Raw genomic sequence first — 14,348 nt, forward strand, 5'->3', positions numbered from 1 at the left:
AATTTGGTCACTCAGTTCATTGAAATCATTTTTGCTTCCTAAGAAGCTTTATTGATTATCATCAACGAGTGCCCACACAGATTGATAGGTTTAAATTGTTAAAGAGCAACTGTTCGTGCGACTTGCGTCTCGTTGAACAGGGCGGCCATTTTAACGATTTGATTGAGCGTGTCAAACACTTTCTGCAATCTTTTTTCGTTAACCTTTTTGAGAAGGTTATGACCTCTGACTCGTTGCGGCCGTTAGGCTGTGTGCTCCGTGTCAGTGAGGTCGCATTATAGAGATCGCCGTCACATTGGCAAGCCTTTTCTTTCAATTATTTCAAAAATAAGTGTTAGGTGCTCATTTTACATTCAAAGCCTTATTTATACCAATTTAGCATCATGTTTAATACAGCTTATCCACAGACTTATCCTTTTACGCTCACAATCCACCTCTACCAAGTGATTGGCTTTCTCTTTTAAAACCACGATTAATCCTGCTTTTTATTATCAGATACACTCTTAATACTTAAAAATATAAAAGGCTATCTATAATAGATAACCTTTTGGTTGATGCTTCACTCTTTCAATAGTCGTGATCAGATACCCGAACCATCCGTTTCTGGTGTGTTGTCATCTTCATGTAAACCACATTCACGCTTCAAACCAAAAAATCGGGTTTCTTCTTCATTCATTCCTGGCTCCCATTTTCGTGTTGTATGGGTATCCCCAACTGATAAGTAACCTTCCTCTCTTAATGGGTGATACGGCAATTGATGTAATTCGAGGTATTTATCTATCTCTTGATTACTCCAATCGATAATAGGCAGAAACTTAAATACACCGTTTTGAATAGCCAAGATTGGAAGATGATTGCGTGAACCCGATTGATCTCGACGTAAACCAGAAAACCATGTAGCAACATCCAACTCTCTTAACGCCCTACGCATTGGTTCGACTTTATTAATCTTGTTGTACTTTTCTATCCCTTTGATCCCTTGCTCCCATAACTTCCCATAACGAGCCTCTTGCCAATTTGGGCCTTGCTCTGCTCGGAATGTTTTTAAGTTCAAGTTTAAGCTAACAGATAACTGGTCGATAAAACGATAGGTCTCAGGAAATAAGTAACCTGTATCGGTTAAGATAATAGGCGTTTCGGGATTTACGCTAGTAACCAAATGCAACATAACCGCCGCTTGCAGACCAAAACTTGAAGATAGCGCAAACTCGCCTTCAAGATTTTCTATCGCCCAAGCAATTCTTTGTTCGGCATTAAGATCTTCTAGATGTGCATTTATTTCGGCTAATTTTAAGCTCTGCCCTACTTTGTTAAGTGTTAATAACTCAACCAGATCAAGCTTACTCGTCATTTTTTGATTTAATTCAGTTGAACTATGCATAGAAATCCCTTTTAGAGACAAAGACTTCATCAATAATGCCGGTACGAATAGTGAAGTCACCAAAGCCTTCATTAGATTCGCGATCTCGGCTCCATTGCCCTATTAAGTCATCAAGCTCGGATAAAATTTGTTTATCCGTTATGTTTTCTTTGTACATCTTAGGAATACGAGTACCACTGCGGTTACCACCAAGATGTAAATTATAACGCCCTGGCGCTTTGCCAACTAAACCCACTTCGGCCAACATTGAACGTCCACAACCATTAGGACAACCAGTGACTCGCAAGATAATATTTTCTTCTGTCGGTAATTGATGCTTTTGTAATAAGCCTTCTACATCTGTCACAAAAGAAGGTAAGAAACGTTCTGCTTCTGCCATCGCTAACGGACAAGTAGGAAAGGCCACACACGCCATTGAGTTTTTACGCTGCTCACTGACAGATTCATCCATTAAGCCATGTTCAACAGCAATTTTTTCAATCGCCATTTTTTGATCGGATGGTACACCTGCGACAATTAAGTTTTGATTGGCGGTAATACGGAAATCACCTTTATGTATCTTGGCTAATTCCGTCATCCCTGTTTTTAACGGCTTACCAGGTAAATCTAGAATACGACCATTCTCAATAAATAGAGACAAGTAGTGCTTACCATCGATGCCTTCAGACCAACCGATTCGATCACCACGCTCGGTAAATTCATACGGGCGACTGACTTCAAACTCACCACCAGCACGTTTTTCGACTTCCGCTTTAAACACATCGATACCAACACGATCTAAAGTATATTTTGTTTTAGCATTTTTACGATTAGAACGGTTACCCCAATCACGTTGAGTTGTCACCACAGCTTGAGCAAAGGCCAATGTTTTTTCAACCGGTATGAAACCAAAATCATCCGCTCGGCGTGGATAGGTTGAGGTATCGCCATGCGTCATTGCTAAGCCACCACCAACCAGCACATTAAAGCCGATTAATTTTCCGTCTTCTTGGATCGCAACAAAGTTCAAATCATTAGCGTGCACATCCACATCATTTAATGGCGGAATGGCAATAGTCGTTTTGAACTTACGCGGTAAATAAGTACTGCCTAAGATCGGCTCTTCTTCTTTTACCGTGCTTTCTATTTTATCAGCATCTAACCAAACCTCAGCATAGCCAGAAGCATGAGGTAAAAAGTGCTCACTAATTTTTTGAGCCCAAGCATAAGCCTCTTTATGTACTTCCGATTGATATGGATTGGCGGTACATAGTACGTTTCGATTCATATCAGCGGCAGTACCTATGGTATCAATACCAATCGAACTTAATGCCTTATGGACCTTTTTAATATTGGGCTTCAAAATACCGTGATATTGAAAAGTTTGACGAGTGGTTAAACGAATGCTTCCGTATAACGTATGTTCATCAGCCCATTTATCGACACCAAGCCACTGAGTTGGCGTTATCACTCCGGCAGGCAATCGAGCTCGAACCATTAAAGTATGCAGCGGTTCTAATTTTTGCTTAGCTCTTTCGGCGCGAATATCACGATCATCTTGTAAATACATGCCATGGAAACGGATCAAGGTGAAATTGTCCCCCGTCACCGCTCCAGTGATTGGGTTTGCTAAATCCTCAGCAATAGTTCCGCGTAAGAAATTGCTTTCCGCTTTTAAACGCTCACCATCGGAAAGCGGTCCTAATACTTCACCTAATACAACTTGTTCTTTCGTGCTCATTAGTACACATCCCTTTGGTAGCGTTTTGCTTTGCGTAAATCATTGATAAATTCTTCAGCTTGCTCTTGGCTTAAACTTCCTTGCTTTTGTGCAACCGTGATCAAAGCATTATGTACATCTTTCGCCATGCGATTAGCATCACCACAAACATAGACATACGCACCGGCTTGTAACCATAACCAAACTTGCTCGGCATTCTCTAAAATACGGTCTTGCACATAAACTTTGTCTGCTTGATCTCGGCTAAATGCCACATCTAATTTATTCAGCACACCTGACTTTAGATATTTCTGCCATTCAACTTGATACAGAAAGTCTTGAGTAAAGGTTCTATCACCAAAGAATAACCAGTTTTTACCTTCTGCATCGCGCGCTTCACGCTCTTGAATAAAGCTGCGGAATGGCGCAATACCGGTTCCAGGGCCAATCATGATCACGTCAGTATTATCATCTTGTGGCAATTTGAAATTGTTATTGTGCTCAATAAACACTTTAACCTCATCGCCCTCTTCCAAGTTGCGCGCTAAGAAACCAGACGCGCCACCAAATCGCGATTCTTCACCTTGATTATATTCCACCAGCCCTACGGTTAAGTGTACCTCTTCTTCTACTTCCGCCTGACTTGAAGCTATAGAATAAAGACGCGGGGTTAATCGGCGCAACAAACCGACTAATTCATCTGCCGACAGTTTGGTCTTTTTCTCTTTTAATACATCAATCACTTGTGTATTACCGGCATATTCACGTAACTTGTCTTTATCTTGCACTAGTTTTTGCAGTTTTTTACTAGCCGAAGCTTCAGCATACTTGGTCACAAATTGAGGATTCGCGGAGGTTATTTCAAATTTCGCCACTAAAGCGCTATGGATAGATAAGCTATCACCATCCAAATCAATACTCTCAATCCCAGATAAACCGACTTGTTCTAAAATAGCCGCCACCAGCTCAGAGCTATTTTCATACCAAACCCCCAACGTATCACCAGGCTGATAAGTTAAACCAGACCCTTCTAAATCAATTTCGATATGGCGAACATCTTTTCCAGACTTTCGGCCAGTGATTTTTTGGCTCGTTAGTAAGCTAGCAGTGTAAGGATTTTGTTTATTCCATTGGCTCTCTACATGTGCGGCGTTACCAACCGGAAGTTGAACTACCTCCGCATCACCATTTGAAAGCGTCTCTTTCACTTTATCTAATGCTCGTTTACGCCATTGGATTGCTTGTGTTTCATAATCTACATCACAATCAAGACGCTCAAGAAATGCCGTAGCCCCTTGCTTGCTTAAGAAGGCGTCAAAATCTTTACCTGTTTGACAAAAGAACTCATAGCTTGAGTCACCTAAACCAATCACCGCGTATTGTAGGTTTGGTAATTTAGGCGCTTTTTTAGATTGGAGGAATTCATGCAATTCAAGCGCATTATCTGGCGCTTCGCCTTCCCCATTAGTCGACGCCACAAAAATAACATGCGTCTCTTTACTTAAGTTCTTACCTTTGTAATCACTGGCATCAAATAGAGCAACCGCGATATCGTTCGCTTCAGCTTCTTTTTTCAATGCTTCTGCCACACCTTTGGCATTACCCGTTTGAGAAGCATAAATAATGGTTAATTTGCCGGCAGGTTGCGCCGCAACAGAAAGTTGAGCATGGGACGATTGAGCCGTTGTCGATTGTTCCGTTTGGCTTAGCCCCCAAAAATAACCACTCAGCCAAGCCAATTGCTGAGGTGATAACTCAGACATGGTTTGCTGGAGCTGACCAATTTGCTGATCATTGAGTGGACTGGCGAGAGCGGAAAGTTCTTTTGGTAGCATGAGTGACATCCCTATCTATATTGCATTCCTAATATTTCGTCTTAATAGATTAACCATTTTGATTAATGACGAGAAAGAATTGATAAGTATGTTTTATAACTTTTTGGACAATAGCGAGGATTTTTCAAAAGGAAGGCGATACAAAACGCCAACTAAGATCTTGGTGTTAAAACTAAAAATAGAGATACTCAGAGCCGAGAATTTATTTATTGGCGATACGCACTTGCTTAAAACCCACTTTTTGCGCTAAGCGAGAAGCATCATCAATATCGCTACAATGACATTCCTTGCCATACACATCCGTCAGCAAGACTAACCCACCACGGCGATGGCGGAACTCGACAATCCATGCCGCTTCTTCCGCCGAAGACTCTATAATCGCCTCGACCAATAACTGGTCTTGATACAAGCGTTGTAATTCAGTAACCGTCATCATCAACCCTGCCCTATAGAAGGATCCAAAGTGTCGTCAACCCTATGACGACTCCTTTAATAATGACGCATATTTCAAATAGTGCGACTTTATATATTTTGATCGGGCTTGTTGTAATACTTATAAATGTACAACGCAATAAGTGCAACGATGATCCAAGGCAATAACTTCACCACCGCACCGACCATCACAAAAATAGCGCCTAATAATAGCGCTGCGCCCATGGCGATAAAGAAAGACACCATCGTCGCGCCAGTCAGTACGAAGATAGCAATCAACATTAAGATAAATAACAATTCAAACATAGTACTCTCCTAGGAGCTATTGATCTTTCGTGGTTGTTTTTGCTGCGAGTTGTTGGGTTTTTATACAAGGAAAAGGCTTTGTGGTGTAGCTGGCTACACGAAAAGCCGATGTCGAAGTAGAAAAGACCAACAAACGCAGCCCGAAGGGTTCGGCTAAAAGCCTTTTACTCTTCGTTAAGTCTCATTTACTTAGAATACTAGGCTTCAATCGACTTGCCTCGATTAAAAGGCTTTTATCTCGAACAAAATTTAATCACGAAAAATCAACAGCCCCTAGATTATAACGATTAATGCAGCTTTCAAGTTAAGATCATTAATAATCAATAACATAAAAATATAACGATTAACCAAAAACAATAAAAAGGCGAATTTGACTTACTGTTCGTCAAATTCGCCAAGTTAATTAATTTCTGATGTAATTATTTACTTGTTAGTTAAACATCTAGCTCAGTTGGGATTTTCGCTAATGCAGTTTCGACCACCTCTATCCCTGAGCCTTTTTTATGAGCATTCTCACTAATATAACGACGCCATTGACGTGCGCCAGGCATCGCTTGAAATATTCCTAGCATGTGGCGAGTCATATGACCAAGTGATGCACCTTCAGATAACTGTTTTTCAATATACGGGTACATCTCTTGCACAATCTGACTGCGTTTTTTGATTGGCTTATCACTACCAAATAAACGCTGATCAACTTCTGCCAACATATAAGGGTTTTGATAAGCTTCACGCCCCACCATCACACCGTCTAGATGCTGCAGGTGAAGTAGAGAATCTTCTAATGTTTTCACCCCACCATTAACCGCAATACTGAGCTGCGGGAAGTCTTGTTTAAGCTGATACGCACGCGGATAATCTAATTCAGGAATTTCGCGGTTCTCTTTTGGACTTAAACCACTAAGCCAAGCTTTGCGAGCATGAATCGTAAATTGATCGACCCCGCCCTGCTCATGCACCATGTGGATAAAGCGAGTCAAAAACTCATACGAATCTTGATCATCTATACCAATGCGCGTTTTTACTGTCACAGGAATATCCACCACCGCACGCATCTCTGCCACACATTCCGTCACCAACTCTGGTTCTGCCATTAAGCAGGCACCAAATTTACCATTTTGTACTCGATCAGATGGGCATCCCACATTTAGATTCACTTCATCATAACCACGTTCAGCGGCTAACTTGGCACAATGCGCTAAATCTTTCGCATTTGAACCACCCAATTGCAGCGCTATCGGATGTTCTTGTTGGCTATACTCAAGAAAATCCCCTTTGCCGTGGATAATTGCGCCCGTCGTTACCATTTCGGTATACAACAAAGTATGCTCTGACATCAGACGATGAAAGTAGCGGCAATGACGGTCAGTCCAATCGAGCATCGGTGCCACGGAAAAACGCTGCATCACATAATCATTGGGTTTCTTTGTAGAATCTAGGTTCATAAAGGTTTTAGCTTCTTGGTTATTTGCTACGAGTTACTTTGAATTACTATGAATTGCGTTATATAGTACGCCTATAGTACACCTTGAATTTTAAATCCTGGTACGCCTTATAGGTAAATTAAATGGCATCTTTTAGCATTCAAAAACGCACACTCACAAGTGGTGAGGCACGCTTCAAAGCAACTATCACGGTAAAAAAATCTGGCAAGATTATACACCGAGTGGCTAAAACATTCAGGAAAAAAGAATTAGCGCGTGCATGGGCCAAAAAACAAGTTCAAGAAATTGAAGAGAACGGATTATTTACCTCTAAAGCTGTGGCCATAAGTGAAATGCTAGATCGTTTCATGGGTGAACGTGACCTGTGGGATAATACAGGGCGTACCAAACAGTACGTAATAAAAATGCTACGCGATTGCGACATTGCTAAAGTTGAAACTGATAAGTTGAAAGTTAGTGATCTTGTCGAGCACTGTAAAAATCGCAAGGGCGCAGGAGCCAAGCCTGCCACCATCTATCATGATATTGCTTATCTGCGCTCTGTAATGAAAAAGGCTAACCCTGTATTCAATATCACCAATAACGTCAGTATTTTTGAGGATGCTATTCCTGTACTTATCGACATGAAGTTGATTGGCAAAAGTGATAAGCGAACACGTAGGCCTACAACGCTAGAACTAGATAAACTAAAAGAGGCATTGCGAGAACGTGAAAACTTTCGTAGTAATGGTACGATAAGAATCCCTTTTTGCGATATTTTAGAATTCAGTATTTTAACGTGTATGCGGATTGGTGAAGTGTGCACCTTACGTTGGGAAGATTTAAACGAAAATCACAAGACAGTGATTGTTAGAGATAGAAAAGACCCACGTAAGAAAGAAGGCAATCACATGATAGTACCACTGCTTGCTGGTTCATTTGATATCGTGATAACGCAACCGAGAAAAGGCGAACTGATATTCCCTTATAACTCTCGCTCTGTTACTGCTGGATTTCAACGAGTTAGAAATGCACTAGATATTGAAGATTTGCGCTACCACGATTTACGCCGTGAAGGTGCAAGCCGATTATTTGAAAAAGGCTACTCCATTGAAGAAGTAGCCCAAGTGACTGGTCATAGGAATTTGAATATTTTATGGCAGGTTTATACACAACTATTTCCACATAAGTTACATGAAAAAAAATTATATTAAAACACATAGGATTATAAACATTGAAAAAATTATTTAGACGAGATATCAATGGGTTGAGAGCAATTGCTATCATATCTGTTGTGCTATTTCACTTTAACCCGTATTTATTACCTGGGGGGTTTTCTGGCGTTGATGTTTTTTTCGTAATTTCTGGTTTTTTAATGACTAAAATAATCATGACGGGAGTCGGTAGAGGTTCGTTTTCTATACTTTCATTTTATATCGACAGGGCAAATAGAATAATGCCTGCGTTATCTATTTTATGTATCTCCTTAATAATATTCGGCTACTTTTTTTTAACGCCATTTGAATTTAAAGAACTAAGTAAGCATTCAATATCCTCCTTATCATTCACATCAAATATTATCTATAGCAATGAAGCGGGTTATTTTGACGTTTCAGCATTACAAAAATGGTTATTGCACACTTGGTCCTTATCTGTTGAATGGCAGTTTTATATTTTATACCCAACTTTAATAATTATAATTAGCAAGACTAAATTAATACATAAAATAAGGTTTATTTTATCATCACTATTAGTTGTTAGCTTTTTTTCAAACGTTTATTTATCACATTACTATCCAGACAATGCATACTACTCATTAATATCTAGAGCTTGGGAAATGATGGTTGGTGGATTAGCATTCTTAATACCTCTAAATTTAAAAGAAAAAAACAAAAGGCTATATCAAAGCATAGGACTGGTAATAGTATTAATTTCATTCATTACCATCAACAATAATGACTTGTGGCCTGGCTACCTCGCCTTAATGCCTACGCTAGGCGCTTATTTAATTTTAGCCAGCAACTACAATAAATCAAAACTAATAAACTCAAAGATATTACAATTAATTGGCAAGTATTCTTATTCTATTTATCTATGGCATTGGCCGCTATTGGTTGCTTATAAAAAATACATGCCGGACATAAACCCATCTTATATAATTGCAGCTTCCTTTATATTTGGAGCGATATCATTCCAATTAATAGAAAAGAATAAAAACAACAAATTAACTTCCTCTTTGTTTTTATTTTCAATGATTATTTCTTTTATAGTTTTATTTACTAATGGTGCTACATTTAGATACCCAGAAAAAGAATCATTTATATACAACCTAAAGCATAATCAAGATGAAAAGTTTCTACCTGAATATAATTACTCTATTGATAACATAAAGAACTTAAGATTCATCGACAAAAAATCAAAACACACAGTGTTATTCTTAGGTGATAGTTTCATACAGCAATATTATTCAACTTCACTTAATAACAAAAAATCAAATAGTCTATTCTATACTGAGGGTGGATGCATGCCGATTAAAAACATAGGGGACAGGAATAACAAATGCCATAAGATGGATAAACTCAAAGAATTATTAAACGCTATTAAATTCTCCAAGATAATTGTCGGAGCCAATTGGGCTAATTATTTAAAAATATACACCTACAATGAAAATGGAAAATCCATTAAATTAAACACAGAAAAAGGAAGATTAATAGCAGGGAATAAAATAGATGATTTATTCAAAGAACTGAAGGCAAACACTAATAATGTTTATTTGATTATGCCACACCCAACAGGAAATGATTTTGATCCAAAGATTATCGAGTCAAAATTATTGAAAGATGAGACCGCAAAAAAATACATTAGAAAAGATAAAATAGTAAGTAGTTACAAATGGTATTATGAATATATAGGGAAGTTAACAAAAAAAAATGGCGTTACGCAAATAAATCCTATGGATTATTTATGTAAAGACAACGAGTGTAAAGTAATGGATAAAGGTTACAAACCATTTTATAGAGATTGCTGCCACATGCTTCATTGGTATGCAAAGAAGCATGCTATATATATAAATAATATCCTCAATGAAAGATAGATAATGTAATAGAATAAGAGCCTTGCTCTTATTCTATTAAAAAATTCTCTTCATCACAACGGTCACAATCTTACCTTCAATGGCAAAATCTTCTAGCTGATGCTTTGTGAGCGTGAACGGTTCATACTCTGCCGTGTTATCAGAAATTACATCATAGCTTTCTGCAAGGATGTTGTACTTCAAACGCTTGATAAAAACATGCTTACCAATGCGAATAACATACACGCCATTTTTTACCGGGTGCTCAAGTTCGCGGATATCCACTAACACTTCATCACCATCGCTTAAGGTGTCTTCCATCGAGTCACCATCACAAGTAATGATTCGTGCGGTTTTACTACAAACCCCAAAGCGAGCTAACGTTTCCGTCGGCAAATATGTTGTGCGAATCTGATACTCACTGTCTACCAGCGAGCCGAAACCACAAGCAGCATAAACGTTGTAAACAGGAATCGGTGTCACATCGATATCTTCAATTTCTTGAACTCTGCGTACGTTCGACTGGATAGGATGAACCTTTCCTTCGCCAACATCACCAAATTTTTCACGCAATTGTGCCACGACATCATCATCAAAATTTGAAATGTGATACTCCAAAGTCGTGCCTTTTCCTTTAGCTTTCCTTGATTTCCAATCAGCTCTTTTTGCTTTTTGGCTAAATCCTTGAGGGCTGCTTGGCAGGCCATTAATTTGTATTAACTCTGTTGTTAAAAACCACTCGCGCATAATAAAATCCAAAAATAAACATTGACACACTAGATAACTGAGATCTAGAATCCAGACATAAACAGCAAGGAATCCAAAAATAAACATCTTTGAGTTGCCTTGAGTGTCAATGAGTTGATTATACAAGATACGTTCTATAACGAAAGCAGGTTGAATCTATGAACACAAAATATGCGCTACATGCACGCTTTGGTAATCCTGTCGTGCACCTTGAAGATATCTGTGAAGAGTTTTTTGGCATTAGCCCAAAGACGGCAAAACAGAAAGCAATAAGCCAGGTACTGCCTATTGCCACCTTCCGATTAGACGATAGTCAACGCTGCCCAATCATGGTGGACGTAAGCGACTTAGGGGATTACATCGACAAACGTCGTGAACTCGCATTAGCCGATTGGCGCATGGTTCATGGCTAATTTGAATTGGCTTTGATGCAGAGCCAATTTGAAATGCTTTTAGAGCGTTAAATGCATTTCAAATTTTAAACACACATTCCAAGGGGTTGGATATGAACAAATTTTCAAAGGCACTCGCCATTGATACTGCAATTGAATTAATCAGAGAACAACGTAAACAAACAGAGCGTAATAACGTGATGTTTGTTCAGCACGGCATTGCTGATTTCGATTTATCAAACGAATCAAACTGCGATAAGAACTTCGACTCGCTACTTAATACGCTTTGTGAAATCAAAGACGATGTTATGGGGGCGGTTTGAACTACTTCATTGTTCACTACGATGAAACCGGAACTGCTATCCGTAACGATAGCGGTGAGGTGAAAAACTCGTTATTGGGCGAGTTTGAAAGTGCCAGTGATGCTATTGCCCAAGCCGAAATTCAATTTGATCTCATCCATATTCACCGTGGCGTATTTGCTGCAACAAGTAAATATTTAGTGGTGCTGATGGATGCACAGGAGTTTAGTGAAATATGAACACCCACAGCCCAAACCCCATTCACCGTCCCTGTCCTGATATCGCTGGCTTTGTTATGTCTTCCGATAAAAAAAAACACGCTCAAATTAAGGTGTGCGAGTTAAGGCTGTTTCTACTTCGAGATAAATACAAAAATGAACAACGTGAATATGTTCGTAAAGATATTGAAAAACAAGCCTATGAATTGACGACCAAGTTAAGCGCATTAAGAGAGGGGTTATGAGCACTTTCATTAATGTTCTTTACATCAAGCCCTGCCCTAAATGCTCAAGCAAGCAAGTATTTTGCGAGCAAATATTAGATTCGAATCCAGGCTATTACGTTGCTTGCCAAGATTGTAATCACGAAGGCATGGAAGCAGTAAAATCTCATTTAGCGATTCAGAACTGGAACCATCAAAAATGACAACATTCAGCGCTCACTTTTTGCCAAAACTTCCCAAAATCGTACAAGAAGATGTGCGATTTTCTATTGCACGCCGTAAAAAACGTGGCAATCCCACACGCGAAAACATCGAAAGGTTTACTAATGAAGCGGTAAAGCACGCATTGAAATGGTCGCCGGTTATTGAAAATAAATTTTCATTTGTTGATGCCCGCAGTAACTCGGTTGATACACCACACCATCACAGCGCTATTCGCAGCTCGATTCGTTTAAGCCATGAGGTTTTAATGAGTGATGATGCGGTGAAGCACTTAGCCACCAATTTAACAGAACGATTTACTCGTGAGATGGGATTAATTGGTCTAGATGAAGATAACACTCGCAGTTATTTTGATGCTTTGAAATATGCCTTTTTAAAAATGAGTGAAATCATGGAGACGGTATATATCAAACCACCAAAAGTTAAAAATAAGCATGAATGTATAGTAAAAGCCGAGCGCGAACTAGAACGCGCCATTCGTCGTTGCTTAGATATTGATTACCTGGTTAGAAAGTTTAAGTTTTTGCGCTCTCAATATATTGAACATAGCCAAATTGCATTAGATCGAGTGGGCGAAGATAAAGGACAAAGGGAATATATTTCCTCTCGCTCTTTTGCTCGTTGGGAAAAGAAACAAAAAGATGGCGAACAATTTATCCAATCAATGTCGGTAGTATCCGAAGAAACAGGTGAAAGCTTTAAACTTTCTGATGTAGTAGAACGCACAACGGCCAACCCGAAAAACCGTCGGATTGAGTTGGTGGTTCGCTCTCGTGGCGATGAAGAGCGTGCAATTGATTTGGGGTATGTTGGTGTATTTATCACTTGGACATTAGCCAGTAAATACCACCGTAAATCTAAAAAATGGAATGGATGTACGGTTAAAGAAGGTCACCAAAACATCATGGAGCAATGGAAACTGGCTCGTGCTTGGTTTAAAAAATTAGATATTGATTGGTTTGGCTTGCGCGTAGCCGAGCCGCACAAAGATGGCACCGCTCATGCACATTTATTTTTATATGTTCATCCTAGCCAAAGAGAGCAATTAATTAAGGTATGTGCCGACATTGCACGCAATGAAGATTCTGATGAGTTATTAACGCCTGAAATTGAAGAAAAACGATTCCTAGCAAAAGAAGGCGATCCTTCAAAAGGCACTGCAACGGGTTATATCATCAAATATATTTGTAAAAATATAGATGGTGAACACTTACCTGAAAGTGATGCAAATATTAATGCACAATCTGCTCGAGCTTGGGCTTCAACTCATAGAATCAAGCAATTTTCTCAATCCGGCTCACCTGCAGTTGGGTTATGGCGCCAACTTCGTCGCGCATCAAAACTCGATACTGCCTTCGATGAAGAATTAGAAAAGTTACGAGACAACGCTGACAACTCACGCTGGAAAGGTTTTTGTGAATTAGGCTTTAAAGCCAAGTTAGCCTACGAAGAAAAGTTCAATAAATACGGTGACACCGTGAAGCGTGTCATTGGTATTGATTGGTTAGGCAAAGTGATCGAAACCTGCCGCGAGCATTTCAGTTTAGTGAAAACAAAAGACGTAAAGCGGAGGGCTCTTGATTCTAAAGAGGCGGATGCCTCTCCTTGGAGCACTGAAAATAAGTGTAACCAGCACTTAATTGAGGCGCTCACGCGAGTAACAGGATGGAGCGAGCGCGGTGTTCAATGCCTAATTTCACCACTGAAAAAAGGCGCAAAAGTTCCGATCGATAAATTTATGACTCTGGCCTTGAGGAACGGTCGACTGATTCAAACGTGATTGCACACTTTGCAATTAACACCAATACCCAAAAACACGCTTAAAACCAGTTGTAGCAATGATCTAAAAGGGATCGCCTAGCCTGTTTAATGATCTGCTGTTTTGGGCGGGCAGATAAGCGAAAAAGTTTTTATTCTCTTATTTTCAATGGGTTAATGGTTGGGGGTTTTACATAAGCCCTGTGTGAACTGCAAAAAGGATCAATTTTGCACTTAAGGAAAGGATCACATAACCACGCACAAAGCCTTATAGGGCCTTGTTTGAGGGCTTACTTGCGACATTTGCTTACGTGCGAAAATCTGACACGAAAACG

General features: G+C 39.5%; 15 protein-coding genes. 8 read left to right on the forward strand and 7 right to left on the reverse strand.

Features of this window, described 5'->3' with window-relative positions; all coding sequences use genetic code 11:
• Positions 1-580: 580 nt before the first annotated feature.
• From HC723_RS07435 to dusA, 6 genes are all read right to left on the reverse strand, one after another.
• Positions 581-1,351: a phosphoadenylyl-sulfate reductase gene (locus tag HC723_RS07435; protein WP_407701703.1), complete on the reverse strand. Its 771-nt coding sequence runs from the start codon at positions 1,349-1,351 to the stop codon at positions 581-583.
• Between the two features lie 22 nt (positions 1,352-1,373).
• Positions 1,374-3,101: an assimilatory sulfite reductase (NADPH) hemoprotein subunit gene (gene cysI / locus HC723_RS07440; RefSeq protein WP_190338651.1), complete on the reverse strand. Its 1,728-nt coding sequence runs from the start codon at positions 3,099-3,101 to the stop codon at positions 1,374-1,376.
• Positions 3,101-4,915 (reverse strand): assimilatory sulfite reductase (NADPH) flavoprotein subunit, encoded by a 1,815-nt coding sequence (locus HC723_RS07445; RefSeq protein WP_190338652.1) that lies wholly within the window; start codon positions 4,913-4,915, stop codon positions 3,101-3,103. Before HC723_RS07445 ends, cysI begins: the two co-directional genes overlap by 1 nt.
• 202 nt (positions 4,916-5,117) lie before the next feature.
• Positions 5,118-5,351 (reverse strand): hypothetical protein, encoded by a 234-nt coding sequence (locus tag HC723_RS07450; RefSeq protein ID WP_407701678.1) that lies wholly within the window; start codon positions 5,349-5,351, stop codon positions 5,118-5,120.
• Positions 5,352-5,437: 86 nt separating this feature from the next.
• Entirely contained in the window at positions 5,438-5,653 is a 216-nt protein-coding gene (locus tag HC723_RS07455; RefSeq protein ID WP_153447858.1) for an envelope stress response protein PspG, read from the reverse strand.
• A gap of 434 nt (positions 5,654-6,087) precedes the next feature.
• Positions 6,088-7,098, reverse strand: a complete 1,011-nt coding sequence (dusA, locus tag HC723_RS07460; RefSeq protein WP_190338653.1) for a tRNA dihydrouridine(20/20a) synthase DusA — start codon at positions 7,096-7,098, stop codon at positions 6,088-6,090.
• A gap of 122 nt (positions 7,099-7,220) precedes the next feature.
• Here dusA and HC723_RS07465 point away from each other — a divergent pair, with 122 nt between their 5' ends.
• The gene (locus HC723_RS07465; protein WP_190338654.1) at positions 7,221-8,291 is read left to right on the forward strand and encodes a tyrosine-type recombinase/integrase; all 1,071 of its coding nucleotides are present in this window, start codon (positions 7,221-7,223) and stop codon (positions 8,289-8,291) included.
• Between the two features lie 20 nt (positions 8,292-8,311).
• Positions 8,312-10,171, forward strand: coding sequence for an acyltransferase family protein (locus tag HC723_RS07470; RefSeq protein WP_190338655.1), 1,860 nt, complete (start codon positions 8,312-8,314; stop codon positions 10,169-10,171).
• A gap of 36 nt (positions 10,172-10,207) precedes the next feature.
• Here HC723_RS07470 and HC723_RS07475 read toward each other — a convergent pair whose 3' ends face one another.
• Positions 10,208-10,897 (reverse strand): helix-turn-helix domain-containing protein, encoded by a 690-nt coding sequence (locus tag HC723_RS07475; RefSeq protein WP_190338656.1) that lies wholly within the window; start codon positions 10,895-10,897, stop codon positions 10,208-10,210.
• A 158-nt stretch (positions 10,898-11,055) separates the two neighbouring features.
• Between HC723_RS07475 and HC723_RS07480 the strand changes: the two genes are divergently transcribed.
• From HC723_RS07480 to HC723_RS07505, 6 genes are all read left to right on the forward strand, one after another.
• On the forward strand, positions 11,056-11,310 hold the full coding sequence (locus HC723_RS07480; protein ID WP_190338657.1) for a pyocin activator PrtN family protein: 255 nt from the start codon (positions 11,056-11,058) through the stop codon (positions 11,308-11,310).
• A 92-nt stretch (positions 11,311-11,402) separates the two neighbouring features.
• Complete coding sequence (locus HC723_RS07485; RefSeq protein WP_190338658.1) at positions 11,403-11,612, forward strand: hypothetical protein; 210 nt, start codon at positions 11,403-11,405, stop codon at positions 11,610-11,612.
• Positions 11,609-11,830, forward strand: a complete 222-nt coding sequence (locus HC723_RS07490) for a hypothetical protein (protein WP_190338659.1) — start codon at positions 11,609-11,611, stop codon at positions 11,828-11,830. The genes HC723_RS07485 and HC723_RS07490 overlap by 4 nt, the downstream gene beginning before the upstream one ends.
• Positions 11,827-12,054 carry a hypothetical protein gene (locus tag HC723_RS07495; RefSeq protein WP_190338660.1) on the forward strand — a complete coding sequence of 76 codons (228 nt, stop codon included), beginning with the start codon at positions 11,827-11,829 and terminating at the stop codon, positions 12,052-12,054. Before HC723_RS07490 ends, HC723_RS07495 begins: the two co-directional genes overlap by 4 nt.
• A complete protein-coding gene (locus HC723_RS07500) occupies positions 12,051-12,236 on the forward strand; it encodes a Lar family restriction alleviation protein (RefSeq protein ID WP_190338661.1) in 186 nt (61 codons plus the stop codon). The genes HC723_RS07495 and HC723_RS07500 overlap by 4 nt, the downstream gene beginning before the upstream one ends.
• Entirely contained in the window at positions 12,233-14,035 is a 1,803-nt protein-coding gene (locus HC723_RS07505; RefSeq protein WP_190338662.1) for a replication endonuclease, read from the forward strand. Before HC723_RS07500 ends, HC723_RS07505 begins: the two co-directional genes overlap by 4 nt.
• Positions 14,036-14,348 lie beyond the last annotated feature (313 nt).

Source organism: Vibrio sp. S11_S32 (genome assembly GCF_014694465.1).
GTDB lineage: Bacteria > Pseudomonadota > Gammaproteobacteria > Enterobacterales > Vibrionaceae > Vibrio > Vibrio algicola.